Source organism: Streptomyces sp. JL2001, assembly GCF_050917515.1.
Classification (GTDB): Bacteria; Actinomycetota; Actinomycetes; order Streptomycetales; family Streptomycetaceae; genus Streptomyces.
Genome location: NZ_CP169421.1, coordinates 3,162,506 through 3,179,868, shown reverse-complemented (window position 1 = coordinate 3,179,868; position 17,363 = coordinate 3,162,506). Strand labels below are relative to the sequence as shown.

At 73.2% G+C, this 17,363-nt stretch carries 15 protein-coding genes; 6 read left to right on the top strand and 9 right to left on the bottom strand.

What is annotated here, in order from left to right; translation table 11 throughout:
* Nucleotides 1–85 precede the first annotated feature (85 nt).
* Nucleotides 86–571 carry a DoxX family protein gene (locus ACE1OA_RS13915; protein ID WP_384868343.1) on the top strand — a complete coding sequence of 162 codons (486 nt, stop codon included), beginning with the start codon at nt 86–88 and terminating at the stop codon, nt 569–571.
* Here ACE1OA_RS13915 and ACE1OA_RS13910 read toward each other — a convergent pair.
* Nucleotides 481–741, bottom strand: coding sequence for a hypothetical protein (locus tag ACE1OA_RS13910; RefSeq protein WP_356599526.1), 261 nt, complete (start codon nt 739–741; stop codon nt 481–483). The genes ACE1OA_RS13915 and ACE1OA_RS13910 overlap by 91 nt on opposite strands.
* Complete coding sequence (locus ACE1OA_RS13905; RefSeq protein WP_384868202.1) at nt 728–2,080, bottom strand: PspC domain-containing protein; 1,353 nt, start codon at nt 2,078–2,080, stop codon at nt 728–730. Before ACE1OA_RS13905 ends, ACE1OA_RS13910 begins: the two co-directional genes overlap by 14 nt.
* Before the next feature lie 156 nt (nt 2,081–2,236).
* Between ACE1OA_RS13905 and ACE1OA_RS13900 the strand changes: the two genes are divergently transcribed.
* Together ACE1OA_RS13900 and ACE1OA_RS13895 are read left to right on the top strand one after the other, a co-directional pair.
* On the top strand, nt 2,237–3,505 hold the full coding sequence (locus ACE1OA_RS13900) for a PspC domain-containing protein (protein ID WP_384868204.1): 1,269 nt from the start codon (nt 2,237–2,239) through the stop codon (nt 3,503–3,505).
* Nucleotides 3,502–4,209: a LuxR C-terminal-related transcriptional regulator gene (locus ACE1OA_RS13895; RefSeq protein WP_147980814.1), complete on the top strand. Its 708-nt coding sequence runs from the start codon at nt 3,502–3,504 to the stop codon at nt 4,207–4,209. Before ACE1OA_RS13900 ends, ACE1OA_RS13895 begins: the two co-directional genes overlap by 4 nt.
* Before the next feature lie 49 nt (nt 4,210–4,258).
* Here the strand turns inward: ACE1OA_RS13895 and ACE1OA_RS13890 are convergent, their stop codons facing one another.
* Both ACE1OA_RS13890 and ACE1OA_RS13885 read right to left on the bottom strand, forming a co-directional pair.
* Nucleotides 4,259–4,663 (bottom strand): DUF3291 domain-containing protein, encoded by a 405-nt coding sequence (locus ACE1OA_RS13890; protein WP_356599520.1) that lies wholly within the window; start codon nt 4,661–4,663, stop codon nt 4,259–4,261.
* Between the two features lie 84 nt (nt 4,664–4,747).
* Complete coding sequence (locus ACE1OA_RS13885; protein WP_432752855.1) at nt 4,748–5,827, bottom strand: NlpC/P60 family protein; 1,080 nt, start codon at nt 5,825–5,827, stop codon at nt 4,748–4,750.
* 348 nt (nt 5,828–6,175) lie between these two features.
* On the opposite strand from ACE1OA_RS13885, the gene ACE1OA_RS13880 reads away from it, so the two are divergent.
* The gene (locus ACE1OA_RS13880) at nt 6,176–6,529 is read left to right on the top strand and encodes a hypothetical protein (protein WP_356599516.1); all 354 of its coding nucleotides are present in this window, start codon (nt 6,176–6,178) and stop codon (nt 6,527–6,529) included.
* A 172-nt stretch (nt 6,530–6,701) separates the two neighbouring features.
* Here the strand turns inward: ACE1OA_RS13880 and ACE1OA_RS13875 are convergent, their stop codons facing one another.
* Nucleotides 6,702–7,856: a C40 family peptidase gene (locus ACE1OA_RS13875; protein ID WP_356599514.1), complete on the bottom strand. Its 1,155-nt coding sequence runs from the start codon at nt 7,854–7,856 to the stop codon at nt 6,702–6,704.
* 277 nt (nt 7,857–8,133) lie between these two features.
* Here ACE1OA_RS13875 and pcrA point away from each other — a divergent pair, with 277 nt between their 5' ends.
* Nucleotides 8,134–10,614, top strand: coding sequence for a DNA helicase PcrA (gene pcrA, locus ACE1OA_RS13870; protein WP_432752854.1), 2,481 nt, complete (start codon nt 8,134–8,136; stop codon nt 10,612–10,614).
* Between the two features lie 95 nt (nt 10,615–10,709).
* On the opposite strand, the gene ACE1OA_RS13865 is transcribed toward pcrA, so the two are convergent.
* Both ACE1OA_RS13865 and ACE1OA_RS13860 read right to left on the bottom strand, forming a co-directional pair.
* Entirely contained in the window at nt 10,710–12,272 is a 1,563-nt protein-coding gene (locus ACE1OA_RS13865; protein ID WP_384868211.1) for a M23 family metallopeptidase, read from the bottom strand.
* Nucleotides 12,273–12,575: 303 nt separating this feature from the next.
* The gene (locus tag ACE1OA_RS13860; protein ID WP_356775995.1) at nt 12,576–13,391 is read right to left on the bottom strand and encodes a lipase family alpha/beta hydrolase; all 816 of its coding nucleotides are present in this window, start codon (nt 13,389–13,391) and stop codon (nt 12,576–12,578) included.
* 305 nt (nt 13,392–13,696) lie between these two features.
* Here ACE1OA_RS13860 and ACE1OA_RS13855 point away from each other — a divergent pair, with 305 nt between their 5' ends.
* Nucleotides 13,697–14,104 carry a cobalamin B12-binding domain-containing protein gene (locus ACE1OA_RS13855; protein WP_147980822.1) on the top strand — a complete coding sequence of 136 codons (408 nt, stop codon included), beginning with the start codon at nt 13,697–13,699 and terminating at the stop codon, nt 14,102–14,104.
* Between the two features lie 149 nt (nt 14,105–14,253).
* Here ACE1OA_RS13855 and ACE1OA_RS13850 read toward each other — a convergent pair whose 3' ends face one another.
* Nucleotides 14,254–15,879, bottom strand: a complete 1,626-nt coding sequence (locus ACE1OA_RS13850) for a DUF5691 domain-containing protein (protein ID WP_356775993.1) — start codon at nt 15,877–15,879, stop codon at nt 14,254–14,256.
* A gap of 58 nt (nt 15,880–15,937) precedes the next feature.
* Nucleotides 15,938–17,308, bottom strand: a complete 1,371-nt coding sequence (locus ACE1OA_RS13845) for an SWIM zinc finger family protein (protein WP_386545658.1) — start codon at nt 17,306–17,308, stop codon at nt 15,938–15,940.
* Between the last annotated feature and the right edge of the window lie 55 nt (nt 17,309–17,363).

The following is a 17,363-nucleotide window of genomic DNA, read 5'->3' as shown; positions in this document are numbered from 1 at the left end:
CCGGGGACAATCGGTCCTGCGGACAGTGGCGCGGAGAGGCAGGCCGACGATGGCACGAAGGCAGCGGACGAGCGGGGCGCACGGCATGTCGGGCGGCGGCGCCGCCACCGGGTGGAAGGCGACCGCGTCGCGGTACGCACTGGTGCCGCTGCGGCTCTTCCTCGGCGTCACCTTCATCTACGCGGGGATCGACAAACTCACCGACTCCGCCTTCCTGTCCGACTCCGGCACGGGCTCGATCGGCGAGATGATGCGGGGTGTCCGGGACAGCTCGGCCATCCCGGCCCTGGTCGACCTCGCACTCCACAACCCCGTCGGCTTCGCGTACGCCATCGCCCTCGGAGAGCTGGCCGTCGGCATCGGGACCCTGGTGGGGCTCTTCGGCCGGCTGGCCGCCCTCGGCGGCGCGCTGATCTCGCTGAGCCTGTGGCTGACCGTCAGCTGGCAGACCGACCCGTACTACTACGGGAACGACCTGGCCTACCTGATGTCCTGGCTGCCGCTGGTGCTGGCCGGGGCCTCGGTGTTCTCGCTCGACGCGCTCTTCGCCGAACGCCGGCGTATCCGGTAGGTCACCCAGGTGACCAGGGCGGCCGTGCCCAGGCCGCCGCAGAGCACGGGCACGACCGCGTACCAGGGGGTGACCCAGGCGTCGGCCGCGTCCCCCGCGTAGAGGACGGCGAGGGCGAGGGCGGTCCCGCCGGCGATCAGCCGCCCGGGACGGAACTCATGAAGCAGCACGGGTGACCTCCACCTGTCCGAGACCGACCTCCAGGGAGAGGTCCAGCGTGCCGGCCGGGGTGGTGCCCGCCGGCGGGGTGAGCGTCCGGGTCACGTCCCGGTCGGGGGCGATGTCGATGTCCCCGGGGTGCTGCTGGGGGAGCTGGAGATCGCCCAGGCCGACCTGGGCCCGCAGTCTCACCGTGACGTTCTTCGGGACGATCACCTCCAGCTTTCCGGCGCCGACCTCCGCCTCGGTCGTGACCGTCGTGCCCGCGGGCACGGCGAGTCCGGACAGGTCGAGGGTGCCGGCCCCCGTGCCCAGTTCGTACCGGGACTGCACGGCGGCGACCGTCGCCGGCTTCCATGTCGTCCGGGCCCAGTCGGTGGAGATCTCCTTCGGGAGGGCGACCGCCACCGCGAGCAGTCCCGCCGTGACGATCGTCAGGAAGATCGTGCCGAAGCCGGTCCGGCCGAGGAAGCTGGAGAGGACCAGGCCCAGGCCGAAGACCGCCAGGGCGGCGACCAGACCGATCTGCAGGCTCGTGCCCAGCGGATGGGTCTCCCACGACAGGCCGGTGCCGAGGCCACCCGCCAGCAACGCCAGCAGGAAGACCAGTCCGCCGATCGAGCGCGGCCCGCGCCGGACCGTGGACGCGGCCGGCCGGCCCCCCGCCTCCGGCGTGCTGCGACCCCACTGGCTGCCGGGCACCGGCACCTCGCCGCCGGGGAACTCGCCGTCCTCCATGACACCGTGCGGCCCCCAGAGGTAGCCGACGGCGATCCTGCCGGTCGACCCGTCCTTGACGATCGGGTCCTTCCACCAGGACGGGAACTCCACCAGTGGCGGGGCCTTCGTCTCCGGCGGCGCCTCGGCGACCGCGGCGGCGGTGGCCGCGTCCAGCCGGCTCTCCGGTTCGCCGCCGACGGCCTGGCGTCGCTGTCTCGACCAGGCGGCCGCGCCGCACACCGCTATCGACAGCATCATCCCGAACGCGAGCGTCCCGCCGTTCCCCAGCATCGACAGGAACACGCCGCAGCCGGCCAGCGCCATCAGCACGGCCGCCAGCGAGGCACCGTCGACCCGGCCGCCCAGCAGCCTGCGCCCTTCGTTCTCCTCCTCGCCCGCGAGCGGTATCAGCAGCCACGCGAAGCCGTAGAAGATCAGCCCGATGCCTCCGGTGACCGACAGCACGCCGACCGAGATCCGGAAGATCACCGGGTCCAGGTCGAAGTGGCGCCCGAGGCCACCGCAGACTCCGGCCACCACCTTGTGCCGCTGCGAGCGCCGCAGCGACGCGAGGGACGGGGCCTCCGCCGGTGGCGGTGCCTCGTGCGAGGAAGGCGTCGAACTCGTCATGGCTCCATGGTGACGGCCCGTGACCTCGTGCGGCACCGGGACCGACCCTGGCCCGACCCTGATCTTCGCGCGGCGCGCCACCCCGAGACCGAGTCAGGGGCGATCTCAGGGCCGACCCTGATGTTCCCGTACGGGCGTCCGTGTGACGATCGGTGCATGCCCACCACCGCCCGCGTCGCCGAGACCGACGAACCGCCCGTGCGCAAGCTCTACCGGAGCGCCGACGGACGGTGGCTCGGCGGTGTCGCGCGCGGTCTCGCGGGACATCTCGGGCTGCCAGTCGTCTGGGTCCGCGCCCTGTTCGCGGCGCTGCTCCTCGCGGACGGCCTCGGCGCCCTGCTGTACGCCGTGTTCTGGATCGTCGTCCCGCTCGGCGTCGGGGGTCGCAGCGCGCCACGCCCCGTCTTCGAGACCACCGCCGACGGCCGGCGCCGGCTGCGCAAGCCGGACCGTGGCCAGGTCTTCGCGCTCATCGCCCTGGCCATCGGCGCCGCCGTCTTCGTCGGCAACATCGACTTCGGCAACCAGGCCGACCGTTACGTCTGGCCGACCCTGCTGATCGGCGTCGGCGTGGTGCTCGTCTGGCGCCAGGCGGACAACGCCCGCCGGGCCAGCTGGACCGACGCGGGCCGCCGCCGGCGCACCCTCCAACTCGTCCGCGGGCTCGCGGGCGTCGCCCTGGTCGGTCTCGGGCTGACCGCCTTCATGGTCGTCCGCGGCTCGGCCGCCCAGCTGGGCACGGCGTTCACCGCCGCGATAGCCGTGCTCACCGGCATCGCGCTGCTCGCCGGGCCCTGGCTGGTGCGGATGTCGCAGGACCTCTCCGAGGAGCGGACCATGCGCATCCGTGCCCAGGAGCGGGCCGAGGTCGCCGCCCACGTCCACGACTCCGTGCTGCACACCCTGACCCTGATCCAGCGCAACGCCGAGGACCCGGGCGAGGTGCGACGCCTCGCCCGTGCCCAGGAGCGGGAGCTGCGGAACTGGCTGTACAAGCCGGAGGGCACCGGCAAGGACGAGGGCGAGGAGCCCGACACCCTCGCCGAGGCCGTGAAGAAGGCCGCGGCCGAGGTGGAGGACAAGCACGGCGTGCCGTTGGAGGTCGTGGTCGTCGGCGACTGTCCCCTCGACGAGAAACTGGCCGCACAGATGCAGGCCGCGCGTGAGGCGATGGTCAACGCCGCGAAGTACGGTGGCCAGGGAGGGGCGGTGCAGGTCTACGCCGAGGTGGAGGGCCGTACGGTCTTCGTCTCCGTCCGGGACCGGGGGCCGGGCTTCGATCTGGATTCGGTACCCGGCGACCGGATGGGCGTACGAGAATCGATCATCGGCCGGATGCAGCGCAACGGCGGTTCCGCCCGGCTGCGGTCCGTGCCGGGTGGAGGCACCGAAGTGGAGCTTGAGATGGAGAGGGCGGACGCATGAGCGACGAGACCGGGACCGGGACGACCGCGGAGGAGACCCCGGAGCGCCGTGTACGGGTCGTGCTCGTCGACGACCACCGGATGTTCCGCACGGGTGTGCAGGCCGAGATCGGCCGGACCGACGTCACCGGCGTGGAGGTGGTCGGCGAGGCCGCCGACGTCGAGCAGGCGGTCGCGGTCATCACCGCGACGCGGCCCGAGGTCGTCCTGCTGGACGTCCACCTGCCGGGAGGAGGCGGCGTCGAGGTGCTGCGTCGCTGCGCGAGCCTGATGGCGGCCGCCGAGCAGCCGGTCCGCTTCCTCGCGCTGTCGGTCTCGGACGCGGCCGAGGATGTCATCGGGGTGATCCGCGGCGGTGCCCGCGGATACGTGACCAAGACGATCACCGGCACCGACCTGGTCGATTCGATCTTCCGGGTCCAGGAGGGCGACGCAGTGTTCTCGCCGCGGCTGGCGGGCTTCGTCCTGGACGCCTTCGCCTCGACCGACGCCCCGCCGGTGGACGAGGACCTGGACCGCCTCACCCAGCGGGAGCGGGAGGTGCTGCGGCTCATCGCCCGCGGATACGCGTACAAGGAGATCGCCAAGCAGCTCTACATCTCGGTGAAGACGGTCGAGTCGCACGTCTCGGCGGTGCTGCGCAAGCTCCAGCTGTCCAACCGCCACGAGCTGACCCGCTGGGCGACCGCCCGCCGGCTGGTCTGACCCGTGGGCGCGGCCGCCCGGGCGCGGCGGCCGGCCCGCAGCGCCGCCGTCAGCTCGCCGGTTTCGCCTCCTCCGCCGCGAGCCTGCGCCGGGCCTCGTCCCAGTCGAGCGGGAGTTGCTCGACCGGGACCTCCCAGAAGGTGAAGGTCGAGTCCCGCATGGTGGAGCGCAGGCCGCGCATGATCGAACGGTGCGGTTCGGCGCGCGCGTACGCGTAGAGCGCGTCGCGGTCCTCCCAGGCGGAGAGGGTATAGAAGGTGCGTTTCAGCGGCTGGGCGATCAGCGAGGCGCCCAGCGCGCCGGGCGCGGACTTCACCTGGCGCCAGGCGGCGAGGGACTTGAGGAAGAAGCGGGGCACGTCCTTGAGGGAGCGCACCTCGAATCGGGACGCCATCACCTGTGCCCGCGTTCCGGGGCGGGCCTGGTTCGGGACGGTCCAGGGGAGCGTGGGCATCGCGCGGTCCTCTCCACATTCGGATAGTGGCACTACCCATAGTAGATAGCGCCACTATCCAAGCGTCAAGGGAGTTCCCGCCGTTCAGGTCACCCGGGTGGCCCCCGCGAACGGCATCTCGTCGATCGGCGCGATCCGCACCGGAGCGCCCGGCCGCGGCGCGTGGATCATCTGGCCGCCGCCGATGTACAGGCCGACGTGGGTGATGCCCGAGTAGAAGAACACCAGGTCACCCGGCGCCAGTTCGGAGCGCGACACCCGCTGCCCCGCGTTGATCTGCGTGTACGTGGTGCGCGGGAGCGAGACGCCCGCCGCCCGCCACGACGCCTGCGTCAGTCCCGAGCAGTCGTACGCCGACGGCCCGGTCGCGCCCCAGACGTACGGCTTGCCGATCTGCGCCTGGGCGAAGGCGATGGCCTGCGCGGCGCGGGAGTTGGGCGCCGACACCGGACCGCGCGGCAGCGATCCGCGGTCCGCCCGGACGGCGGCGTCCCCCGAACTCCCGCTGCCCGCCCGGCCGGGCCCCGCCGTGGCGGCCTCGTAGCGCGCCCGCTCCTCGGCGGTCAGCCTGGCCAGCAGCGTACGGGCCTCGGTGAGCTTGCCCTGGACCGCCGCCTTCTGCCGGCGCAGGTCGGCCTCGTGCCCCTGGAGCTCGGTCAGCCGCTCCGCCGACTCGCTGTGCAGCTGCCGGAGGCCGGTGAGCTCGCGGTGCACGGAGGCGACGGCCGCCGCCTGCCGCTCGCCGGCCTTCTCGGCCAGCGCGGCCCGCTCCAGGTACTGCTCCGGGTCGGAGGTCAGGGCGAGCTGCACGGCGGGGTCCAGGCCGCCCGCACGGTACTGCGCCGTGGCGATCGAGCCGAGCCCGTCGCGCGCCTCGTTGAGGCGGTCGGTGCGGCGGGCGGCCTCGTCGCGCAGCCGGTCGAGCGAGCCGCGTGCCCGATCCGCCTTCTCCTTCGCGCCGTTGTACTTCTCGGTGGCCGCCTCGGCCTCCTGGTAGAGCTGGTCGACCTTGGCCTTCACCTGAGCCGGGGTGAGCGCCGGCTCGGCGTGCCCGGAGCCCTCGAAGAGCGTCGCCGTCGCAGCGGAGGCGAGGGCGAGCGTGGCGGCGGTCCTGACCGCCTGGCCGCCGAGGGGGAACTGCCGGGGCTTTCGGTGTGCTGCCACGAGGGCGGGTCACATCCTCTCCCTGTGGGGGTCGTTGCCCGACCGGGCCCGGCGGCGGACCGCACAGGGGAGACGGCCCACCGCCGGATTCCCCGGCGGGGGTGACCGGCTGCCGCCGGAAGGACCGACGGTGGTGGGGTGCCGGCCACCTGGAGGAGGACGCTAAACCTGGACGTCACGGGGTGGTGTCGAGATGACCGTTATTGGCGTCAGTTGGCGCTCCCGGACCGTTCCCATCCGGCCCCGGCGTCCCAGGGGTGCCGCATTGCGGAGCGGGCGTGACCGAAGCGCCGGACAAGGTGGACCCGACCGGAGGGCCGGTGGTATGGCCGGGCTAGGCTCCGCCCCATGGACGTACTCATCAATGTCTTCGTCGCCCTGCACATCATCGGAATCGCCTCCCTGCTCGGCGGCTTCCTGACCCAGATGAAGGCGATGGGCGCCGGTACGGCCCGCTTCGTGCCCGCGATGCTGCACGGCGCGCTGACCATGCTGGTCACCGGCATCGCGCTGGTCGGCCTCAACCAGGCCGACGACCAGCCGGTCGACAACGTGAAGATAGGCGTCAAGCTCGCGGTGCTCGTCGTGATCCTGGCCCTCGTCTACGTGAAGCGGGACGAGGAGAAGGTCGACAAGGGCGTCTTCGCGGCGGTCGGTGGTCTGACCGTGGCGAACATCTTCATCGCGACGCTCTGGACGTGACGGGACCGCCCGGCGCGTCCGACGGGCCGGGCTGCCCCTCCGACGGACCTGGCGGCAGGGCGCGGGGCAGGCGTCCGCCGGGCCGGATCCGGCCCGGCGCGGGACGCGCGGCCCCCGCCGTGAGCGGCCCGGCACGGCAGGGACGGGCCGGGCCGGGCCGGGGCCCCGGGGCTCAGGCCGGGCGCACGCTCCCGTAGATCGGCATGTAGTAGATCGACTCCTCGCGCACGTTCGCTCCCGGCTTCGGCGCGTGGATCATCATCCCGTCGCCGATGTACAGGCCGACGTGGCTGATGTCGTCGTAGAAGAAGACCAGGTCACCGGGGAGCAGGTCCGCCGTCGCGACCCGGGTGCCCACCTCCACCTGGTCCCAGGTGGTGCGCGGCAGGTCGACGCCCGCCGCCTTCCAGGCGGCCTGGGTGAGTCCCGAGCAGTCGTACGAGCTCGGGCCCGTCGCCCCCCACACGTACGGCTTGCCGATCTGGCTCCGGGCGAACTCCAGCGCCTTCTCCGCCTTGGCCGCGTACGTCGAGCCCGAGCCGCCGGTCGCCGGTGTGGTCGGCGTGGTCGTCGCCGGGGTCTCGGCCTGCCGGCGCCGCTCGGCCTCCGCCGCCTCGGCCTTGGCCTTCTCCTCGGCCTGGCGCCGGGCCTCGGCCTCACGCTTGCGCTCCAGCTCGGCGAGCCGGGCCTTCTCCTCGGCGGTCAGCCTGGCCAGCAGGGTGCGGGCCTCGGCCAGCTTGCTCTGGACGGTCCGCTTCTTCGTCCGCAGCGCCGCCTGGGAGTCGGTGAGGCTCTCCAGGCTCTTCGTGGCCTCCGCGCGCTGCTTCGCCGCCGCGGCCCGCTTGCTCTCGTAGTCCGCGACCGCACCCCGCTCCCGCTCGGTGAGCCGGTCCATCAGGTGGGTCTGGTCGAAGTACGCCTGCGGGCTGTCCGCGAAGATCAGCGCCGCGGTGGGCCCGACGGCTCCGCCGCGGTACTGCGCCGCCGCGTACGAGCCGAGGGCGCGGCGCGACTCGTTGACCGCGTCCGTGCGACGGGCCACGTCGTCCAGGATCCCGTCGACCTTGGTGCGCTGCTGGTCGGTGGCCTCCTTGGCCCGGTTGTACTCCTGCGTCGCCGTGCCGGCCTGCCGGTAGAGATCGTCGACCTTCTTCTGGATCTCCTCCACCGTGGGCGCGGACGGTGCCGACGGCGTGACGGGCGCGGCCTCGGCACTCTGCGTGGACAGCAGGGTGACCGAGGCGAGGGCCGCGGCCGTCGTGACCCCGACGGCGGGGGAGTGCGTGCGAGTGCTGCGCGGCTTGCGATGGGACGCCAAGACCGGCATCTCCTTCCGTGACCGCCGAGAGGGACGCCCGGATACAACCGCCTTGTGGCGAAACCGGGTTCGGCGTGAGCGGCCCGCTCGGCGCGATTCGCCGTCGGAGGGGACGGGCTGCTTGGGCGAGCACGCTAGCCAACCGCCGGGGCGGCTGGGAAGCCCGATGCTCGATTTGTCCGATACATTTTCGTGACCTGATCCGGATCGCCACCCTCCGTGTTTGAGTGGTGACTTCGGAAGGTGGGGGCGGGTTGTCGGTGCGGCGGCCTAGACTCGTGAGGCGATGAGCAGCCTTTTCGACGACAGCTTCCTGGCGAACCTCCAGAACCACTCCTCGGAGGAGCACCCGCCGCCGCCCGAGGACCACGACCACGGCGCCCCGGCCGCGGAGGAGGTGCCGCACGACCTCTTCGGGGAGTGGGGACTGCCCCGGGCGGCAACGCCCGAGGGCGGCTTCGGCGAGCCCTCGTCCCGTGACGCGTACTACCGCGACGGCGCCCCGCGCCCCGTCGTGGACCCCGCCGCCCTCCTGGAGGGGCTCAACGAGCAGCAGCGCGCCGCCGTCGTCCACACCGACACCCCGCTGCTCATCGTCGCGGGCGCCGGTTCCGGCAAGACCCGGGTGCTGACCCACCGGATCGCCCATCTCCTGGGTACCCGGCACGCCCATCCCGGCCAGATACTGGCGATCACCTTCACCAACAAGGCCGCCGGCGAGATGAAGGAGCGCGTCGAGCAGCTCGTCGGCCCGCGCGCCAACGCCATGTGGGTCATGACCTTCCACAGCGCGTGCGTCCGCATCCTGCGTCGCGAGTCGAAGCGGCTCGGCTTCACCTCGTCTTTCTCGATCTACGACGCGGCCGACTCCAAGCGCCTGATGGCGCTGGTCTGCCGCGACCTGGACCTCGATCCCAAGAAGTTCCCGCCGAAGGCGTTCAGCGCCAAGATCTCGAACCTGAAGAACGAGCTGATCGACGAGGAGACCTTCGCCGACCAGGCCGCCGACGGCTTCGAGAAGACGCTCGCCGAGGCGTACCGGATGTACCAGGGACGGCTGCGCGAGGCCAACGCCCTGGACTTCGACGACATCATCATGACGACGGTCCACCTGCTCCAGGCGTTCCCCGACGTCGCCGAGCACTACCGTCGCCGCTTCCGCCACGTCCTCGTCGACGAGTACCAGGACACCAACCACGCCCAGTACACGCTGGTACGGGAGCTGGTCGGCACCGGCTACGAGGACCTCGGGCCGGCCGAGCTGTGCGTCGTCGGCGACGCGGACCAGTCGATCTACGCCTTCCGCGGCGCGACGATCCGCAACATCCTCCAGTTCGAGGAGGACTACCCGGACGCGACCACGATCCTGCTGGAGCAGAACTACCGCTCCACGCAGACGATCCTCTCGGCCGCCAACGCCGTCATCGAGCGCAACGAGAGCCGCCGTCCCAAGAACCTGTGGACGAACGCCGACGCGGGCGCCCGGATCACCGGCTACGTCGCCGACACCGAGCACGACGAGGCCCAGTTCGTCGCCGACGAGATCGACCGGCTCACGGACGCCGGGGACGCGAAGGCCGGCGACGTCGCCGTCTTCTACCGGACGAACGCGCAGTCCCGGGTGTTCGAGGAGATCTTCATCCGCGTCGGCCTGCCCTACAAGGTCGTCGGCGGTGTGCGCTTCTACGAGCGCAAGGAGGTCCGGGACGTCCTGGCCTACCTGCGCGTCCTCGCCAACCCCGAGGACAACGTCCCGCTGCGCCGCATCCTCAACGTCCCCAAGCGCGGGATCGGCGAGCGCGCCGAGGCCATGATCGACGCCCTCTCCCTGCGCGAGAAGATCACCTTCCCGCAGGCGCTGAAGCGGGTCGACGAGGCGTACGGCATGGCGGCGCGCTCGGCCAACGCCGTCAAGCGCTTCAACCAGCTGATGGAGGAGCTCCGTACCATCGCGGACTCCGGCGCCGGCCCCGCCGTCGTGCTGGAGGCCGTCCTGGAGCGGACGGGCTACCTCGCCGAACTCCAGGCCTCCACGGACCCGCAGGACGAGACCCGAATCGAGAACCTCCAGGAACTCGCCGCCGTGGCACTGGAGTTCGAGCAGGAGCGCGGCGAAGAGCCCGCGACCCTCGCGGAGTTCCTGGAGAAGGTCGCGCTCGTCGCCGACTCCGACCAGATCCCCGACGAGGACGAGGAGGGTTCCGGCGTCATCACGCTGATGACCCTGCACACCGCCAAGGGACTGGAGTTCCCGGTGGTGTTCCTGACCGGCATGGAGGACGGCGTCTTCCCGCACATGCGGGCACTCGGCCAGACCAAGGAGCTGGAGGAGGAGCGACGCCTGGCGTACGTGGGCATCACCCGTGCCCGCGAGCGGCTGTACCTGACCCGCAGCTCGATGCGCAGTGCCTGGGGCCAGCCCTCGTACAACCCCGCCTCGCGCTTCCTGGAGGAGATCCCGCCCACGTACCTGGAGTGGAAGCGGACCGGGCCCATGGTCAAGCCCGCCGGGCCGACGTCGGGGATCACCTCCTCGCTGTCCTCCTCGCGTTCGCGCTCGGGCCCCTCCGGCTTCGCCACGCGTCGTGCGGGCGACAAGCCCGTCGTCGCGCTCCAGCCGGGGGACCGGGTCACGCACGACCAGTTCGGCCTCGGCACGGTGGTGCAGGTGACGGGCGTGGGCTCGGACGCGCAGGCGACGATCGACTTCGGCGACGAGAAGCCCAAGCGGCTGCTCCTGCGGTACGCGCCCGTCGAGAAGCTCTGACGGCCGGAGGCGGCGCGCCGCACCTGTTCAGGCACACGAGGAAGGGCCCCGGCTTCGGCCGGGGCCCTTCCTCGTGAACGCGTGCGGAGTCCGGCTCAGCTGGTCGGGTCCAGACCGTGGCTGCGGAGCCACGGCAGCGGGTCGATCGGCGAGCTGCCGTTCGGCCGGACCTCGAAGTGGAGGTGCGGACCGGTGGAGTTGCCGGAGTCGCCCGAGTACGCGATGACGTCGCCGGCCTTGACCTTGCCGGAGCGGATCTTGGCGCTGCTGAGGTGGCAGTACCAGGTCTCGGTGCCGTCGGGGGCGGTCACGATGACCATGTTGCCGTAGGCGCTGTTCAGCTGGGTGCGCACGGTCCCGTCGGTCGCGGCCATCACCGGGGTGCCGGTCTGGACCGGGAAGTCGATACCGGTGTGCAGGGACATCCAGTTGACGCCGGACTGCCCGTAACGGGCGCTCAGCTGGTGCAGCTTCACCGGCAGCGCGAACTTCGGACGCAGCGCCTCCTTGCGGGCCGCCTCCTCCTCGCGCTTCTTCTTCTCCGCCTCCTGGCGCAGCTTCAGGTCGATGCGCTCCTGGGTGCGGCTGGCGCGGTCGCCGAAGTCACGGGCGTCGGCGCTGAGCGCGGCGAGCTGGGTGTCCAGCTCGTTGTTGGCGGCCACCGGCTTGACCGAGGAGGGGTCGGCGGCGGCGAGCGACGTCGTGTCGCCCTTGCCGTCGGCTCCCGCGTCGGCGAGCCCGCCGACGGACGCCGCGGCGATGCCGGCGACCCCCATCACGCAGGCGGAGGGCACGGCGACGGTCAGCAGCGCGGAGCGCTTGGCGGGCGTACGGCGTCGGCCGCGGCTGCCGCCGGAGGAACGGCGCACGGGGCGGGCCGCGACCGGGGCGTCCGTACGGATCTCGACGGCCGGCTCCTCGGCGGGCGCCGACTCCTCGTACTCCGCCGCGTCCTCGTGGTCGTAGGCGTACTCGTACGGGTAGGCGTCCGCGTCGAGGGACTCGAACTGCGCGGTGTGGTCGGCGAGTACCTCGTCGACGACCTCCGCGAGCTGCTCCTCGGCGGGCGAGGAGTGCTCGACGTACTCGGTGGCCGCGGCGTATTCGGCGGTCTCGGGGGCGTACTCGTAGTCGGGGGTGTACTGCTGCGGCACCGAGTACGTCTGGGGTTCGGCGGCCTCGTGCCCCTGCTCCTGCCCGGTGTGGTTCCAGGCGGTGGCGTCGTACGCGCCGGTCTCGTACGCGGGCGTCGTCCACTGGCCGGTGGTGTCGTACGAGGCGAACTGCGCGGCCTGGTACTGGCCGGTCTGCTGCGCCTCGGTCCAGGCGGTGGCGTCCCACTGGCCGGTGGTGTCGTAGTGCCCGGTGGTGTCGTACTGACCCGAGGTGTCGTACTGGCCGGTGGCGTCGTAGTGACCCGTGGCCTCGTACTGGCCGGTGGTGTCGTAGTGCTGCGTCATCGGCTGCGGTGCGACGTAGGTGTCGTACGCGCCGGCGTCCCACTGGTGGCTGCCGTTCCACTGCGTGGTGTCGTACTGGCCGCTGTGACCTGCGTCGTAACCGCCCGGCAGGGAGCCGAACAACGGGTCCGTGGCGAAGCCGCCGGTTTCGTGGGCGTCGTTTCCGACGTACCCGGCGTGGGGGTGCTGGTCGTTCACCAACTTCTCTCTCGCCTCGGCGGCAGGACCAGTCCGGGCGGGCCCGCACAGGGGTGTCCCGGGGTGAAGCAGTGGCGCGACTGTACCCGGCGGTATGCACAGGCGACAATCTTCGGAGGGTTTCCGGTCCGCAGGAAACGGGCAATCGGCCGTGTTTCGGCGGTCCCGGGGGAGAGCTTTGGCTCTGTGTTCGAGGAACGTTCGAAGAACAGGCCCGTGACAGCGACCTCTCGGGCGGCCGTTCCGGTGGCGGCCGAGCCTCTCTCGCCCCGCCCGCGAGCGTCGCCGTGCCCGGGCCGGGCGTCAGGCGACGGACGCGGCCCCGGACGCGGCGTCCGACGCGGCGCCCCCGGGCTGCTCCGCGTCGAGGGCCTGCCGGATCCCGGCGGCCACGGTCGGGTGCACGGGCAGGGCGAGGTGGCCGATCCCGCTCACCCTGACGTTGTGCACGACCAGGTCGGGGTGGTCGAGACGGGCCGTCTCGACGGGCACCATCACCTGGTCGAGATCGCTCCAGAAGCTGACGAAGCGGGTCCGGCAGCCCGGCGCGGGTTCGGCCAGCTCCCGCAGCACCTCGGAACCGGGTCGCATCTGGCGCACCAGGGGGTGGGCGCTGGCCAGCGGCGCGACGGTGGTGCCGGCGTGCGGGGTCCCGAGCGTGACCAGCGTCCGCACCCGTGCGTCACCGCCGAGGCGCTGTACGTAATAACGGGCGATCAGGCCCCCCAGGCTGTGCCCGACGAGGTCGACCTCCTGGTGGCCGGTGCGGGCGCAGATCTCCTCCACGCGGCGGCCGAGCAGATCGGCGGCGTTGCGCAGGTCGCACATGAGCGGTGAGTAGTTGAGCGACTCGAGGCGGTGACGGCCGTGCCGGGCGAGGGAGCGGCGCAGCAGGACGAAGACGGAGCGGTTGTCCACGAAGCCGTGGAGCAGGACGACCGGACGCCCGGAGCCCGGCGCGGCCCCGGCCTCCGGCTCGGTCGCGGGTGGGCCGACACGCTCGGCCACGATGCCCGAGGGGTAGAGGAGGAGATGGCCGGTGAGGATGGCCAGCTCCAGGGCGGTGGCCCTCAGCGAGGTGGTGACCTTGGCGAGCCTCGTCAGCCCGGTGAGCTCCATCGCGGCCTCCCGTCACGGCACGCGGGCGCCGTACGGCAGGGGCGATGGCCGGATGTCCACGGCCGTGCGGCTCACGGCCGGGGCGTCCGGCGGCCCCGTGGCGGCTCCCTTGCGCACGACCCGGTCTGGCGGCTGGTGAGCCCCTGGAGGGGACCCGAGGAGGGTGCGGCGCAGAGCGAACAATGTCCCACCGTGTGATTTCCCCCTCCCCGTCCACCGCGAAACGGCCGCTTGCGGGATGCTGGCGATAACGTTCGTTCACCTCCCCGGCATCTACGCGCTGGGGGTCGCATGTGGAGGCAGTGATGGGTGTGACCGGTCCGATCCGCGTGGTGGTGGCCAAGCCGGGTCTCGACGGCCACGATCGCGGGGCCAAGGTGATCGCGCGTGCACTGCGCGACGCCGGCATGGAGGTCATCTACACCGGGCTTCACCAGACGCCCGAGCAGATCGTGGACACCGCGATCCAGGAGGACGCCGACGCGATCGGCCTGTCGATCCTCTCCGGCGCCCACAACACGCTGTTCGTCAAGGTCCTGGACCTGCTGCGGGAGCGCGACGCCGAGGACATCAAGGTGTTCGGCGGCGGGATCATCCCGGACGCCGACATCCCCCCGCTGAAGGAGAAGGGCGTCGCGGAGATCTTCACGCCCGGCGCGACGACCGCGTCGATCGTGCAGTGGGTGAACGCGAACGTCCGCGTGGCCGCCTGAGGCCCGTCCGACGAGAGCGGCGGTGAGGGAGCAGTCCGTCCCCCCGTCCGCCGTGTCCCGTCCGTCTCCGCACCGCCCGGCGGTGCGAGCGACCCGCCGTACCCCGGACGGGCTACGGGGCGAGCCCGGCCCGATCGACGGTGCACGCCCTACGGGGCGAGCCCGGCGAGCTCCGCGTGCATCCGCGCCCGCAGCCGCAGCGTCGACACCAGCCGCTGGAACGCCTCCGACCAGTAGCCGCCGGCTCCCGGGGACGCGTCCTCGGGTTCGGCGGCCTGCGTGGTCAGGGACTCCAACTGCGGCGTGGCCTCCGGCGCGAGACAGCGCTCCGCCAGCCCCATCACCCCGCTGAAGCTCCACGGATAACTGCCGGCGTCCCGCGCGATGTCCAGGGCGTCGATCACCGCCGCCCCCAGCGGCTCCGCCCACGGCACCGCGCAGACACCGAGCAGCTGGAACGCCTCGGACAGGCCGTGGGCCGCGATGAACGCGGCGACCCAGTCGGCCCGCTCCGCGTCGGTGAGCGTCGAGAGCAGCTTCGCCCGTTCCGCCAGGGAGGAGGTGCCCGGGCCCGTCGCGGGCGGGGCCGCCGGAGACCCCAGCAGGGCCCGGGACCAGGCGGCGTCCCGCTGGCGCACCGCCGCCCGGCACCAGGCCGCGTGCAGTTCGCCGCGCCAGTCGTCGGCCACCGGCAGAGCCACGATCTCCTCGGCCGGCCGGCCGCCGAGCCGCGCCGTCCAGCAGGACAGCGGCGCCGCCTCGACGAGCTGGCCCAGCCACCAGGACCGCTGCCCGCGGCCCGCGGGCGGGTTCGGGACCACGCCGTCCCGCAGCATCCCCGCGTCGCATTCGTGCGGTGCCTCCACGACCACGGCCGCGGCACCTACCGTCCGGTCGAGACTCACGCAGGACACCGCCCGCTCGGCCATCCGGCGGGCCAGGGCCGACGCCGGCAGGGCGGAGAGCAGCTCGGCGGCCGTGGAGCGGACGTTACGGCTGCGGTCGGCCAGCGCCGCCTCCAGGAACTCCTCGTCCGCGTCGGACAGCCCGGCCCGCAGCGAGTCCAGGAACATCAGCCGGTCCTCGGCCCGCTCCGCCGCCCAGGTCGAACGCAGCAGCTCCAGGCCCCTCGCGGGATCCTTCGCCCGTACGGAGGCCAGCAGCGCCACCCGCTCGGCGAAGAGGCCCTCGTCCCAGAGCGTCCGCACGCCCTCGTCGTCCCCGGCGTCCGGCAGCGCGACCCCCGCGCCGCCGGTGCCGCGCAGCGCGAACCGCCATTCCGGGTTGAGCCCGGCGAGCCAGAGGCCGCGCGGCCCGGCCAGGGCGAGTGCCTGCGGGCGCAGGTCCGTGCGGGCGCGGGCGGCGTCGAGGAGAGCGGGAAGCGCGGAGGCGGGCGCCCGGTAGCCGTGCTCGTTGGCGACGGCGAGCCACTGCGGGAGGAGTTCGGCGAGATCGGGGGTCGCCCCGCGCCGCCCCCCGGACGGCGCGGGGGCGGCACGGCCCGCGAGCAGCAGGCCGAGCCGGTGGCGGGCGGCCTCGGGCAGCGGGCGGCGGCCGTCCTCCGGTGCGGGGTCGGGCACCGGGGCGGCGGGCCCCGGCCGCAGCCCCGCCCTGCGCCGCACGGTGTGCAGCGCGGCCGCGTCCAGCAGCGCGACCGGCGGATCCCCGGCGGGCCCGGTTCCGGCCCGGGATCCGGAGTCGGCGCCGCGTGGTGCGGGCGGTCGGCGGTCGGTGCCGAGCAGCGCGGTGGTGACGAGCTCTTCCCAGGCATCCATCACAGTCCTCCAGGCTCTCGTCGGGCCGTTCTCGTCACGTGTCGGTTCATGGGGGGCGTCAGTGGAGCGGGACGGTCTCGCCCGGCGCGTCCGGGGACCAGGCGGCGAGCGGGGTGAAGCCCCGGTGCCCGCACTCGCCGAACACCGTCACGGGCCGGCCCCCGGAGAGCGCGGCGAGCCGCCACAGGCCGGGCCGCGCGAGCGCCGGGGCGCTGAGCGGCAGAGCCTCCCCCGGCCCGTCCGGGCCGTGCCCGGCTCCGGCGTCCGCCAGCTGCCAGCCGTACTCCGTCGGTATCGGCACGACCCCGGTCAGGGTCACGGGCCACGCGTCCAGCCACGGATCGTCCCGCAGGGCCCGGCCGTAGGCCGCGAGTGCCTCGCCGACCGTGCCGCCCGGAGGCGGGGTGTCGAGCGGGACCGGGGCGGAGAACTGCGTGTCCAGCTCGGCCCGCAGCGCACCCGCGCCGGCGTGCGGCGTGAGCGCGGCGTCGAGGACGACGCCCACGGGCAGCGCCAGGCGCGGCGCCCGGCCCGCCGCTCCGAAGGAGAGCAGGAGGGCCGCGCGCCCGGTCCGCCGGCCGTGCAGCCAGATCCGCCGCGTCGTCAGTCTGCCGTCGGAGGAGTCGTACTGGGCGAGGACCAGCCAGTGGTCCCGGATCGAAGGCCCGTCCACCGCCGCGGGCAGTCCGACCCGGGTGCGGACGGTCGCCGCGAGCGGGTCCGGCAGCCGGTCGACCGACAGCCAGGCCCGGTCGAGCAGATGGGTCAGCGCGCACTCCTCCAGGAGCCGTACCGGCCAGCCGGGGCCCGAGCCGGGAATCGCCCCCAGCTCCCGCACCCGGCCCGCGAGTCCCGGCGCCTGGGCGTCGACCATCCGGGCCGCGGTCTCCTCCCAGAGGGCGTACCCGGACTGCTCCGCCGCGGCCAGTCCGCCGCGCACCAGGTCGGCGAGACGCTGCTCCAACTCCTGTGTGCCCGCGGTGATCCGTGCCGCCCGGCGCTCGGCCCGGCGGCGCGCCGCCTCCGGGTCGGCCGGGGCGTCCGAACCGCCGTCGCTGCCGCGGGCGGCGGCCGCCGCGGCGCGTTCCCGTCTCCCCTCCAGCCACTCCGCCGCCCAGTCGGGGACCTCGGCCACCCCGACGGCCTCCTCGTCCGCCGACCAGAGCAGCAGCAGCCCCAGCGCGTGCTTGCACGGGAACTTCCGGCTGGGGCAACTGCACCTGTACGCCGGGCCCGTGACGTCGACCACCGTCCGGTACGGCTTGCTGCCGCTGCCGCGGCACAGGCCCCAGACGGCCCCGTCGCCGCTGCTGCCCGCGCCGGACCACGGACCGGCCGTGCCGAGCTTGCTCCCCGCCCTGCGCGAGGCGTCGTCAGGAGCCAGTGCCAGCACCTGGTCCGCCGTCCAGCGCACCCCCTGTGTGTCCATGCCCCGAAGGTAGGCGGAGCCACTGACAACGCCTCTGAAACCCTGCTGAGCAGGG

Bases quoted from the DNA above. Each gene is read 5' to 3' on its own strand.
- ACE1OA_RS13915 (WP_384868343.1), top strand. From the start codon at position 86: ATGTCGGGCGGCGGCGCCGCCACCGGGTGGAAGGCGACCGCGTCGCGG.
- ACE1OA_RS13905 (WP_384868202.1), bottom strand. From the start codon at position 2,080: ATGACGAGTTCGACGCCTTCCTCGCACGAGGCACCGCCACCGGCGGAG.
- ACE1OA_RS13900 (WP_384868204.1), top strand. From the start codon at position 2,237: ATGCCCACCACCGCCCGCGTCGCCGAGACCGACGAACCGCCCGTGCGC.
- ACE1OA_RS13895 (WP_147980814.1), top strand. From the start codon at position 3,502: ATGAGCGACGAGACCGGGACCGGGACGACCGCGGAGGAGACCCCGGAG.
- ACE1OA_RS13890 (WP_356599520.1), bottom strand. From the start codon at position 4,663: ATGCCCACGCTCCCCTGGACCGTCCCGAACCAGGCCCGCCCCGGAACG.
- ACE1OA_RS13880 (WP_356599516.1), top strand. From the start codon at position 6,176: ATGGACGTACTCATCAATGTCTTCGTCGCCCTGCACATCATCGGAATC.
- ACE1OA_RS13875 (WP_356599514.1), bottom strand. From the start codon at position 7,856: ATGCCGGTCTTGGCGTCCCATCGCAAGCCGCGCAGCACTCGCACGCAC.
- pcrA (WP_432752854.1), top strand. From the start codon at position 8,134: ATGAGCAGCCTTTTCGACGACAGCTTCCTGGCGAACCTCCAGAACCAC.
- ACE1OA_RS13860 (WP_356775995.1), bottom strand. From the start codon at position 13,391: ATGGAGCTCACCGGGCTGACGAGGCTCGCCAAGGTCACCACCTCGCTG.
- ACE1OA_RS13855 (WP_147980822.1), top strand. From the start codon at position 13,697: ATGGGTGTGACCGGTCCGATCCGCGTGGTGGTGGCCAAGCCGGGTCTC.
- ACE1OA_RS13850 (WP_356775993.1), bottom strand. From the start codon at position 15,879: ATGGATGCCTGGGAAGAGCTCGTCACCACCGCGCTGCTCGGCACCGAC.
- ACE1OA_RS13845 (WP_386545658.1), bottom strand. From the start codon at position 17,308: ATGGACACACAGGGGGTGCGCTGGACGGCGGACCAGGTGCTGGCACTG.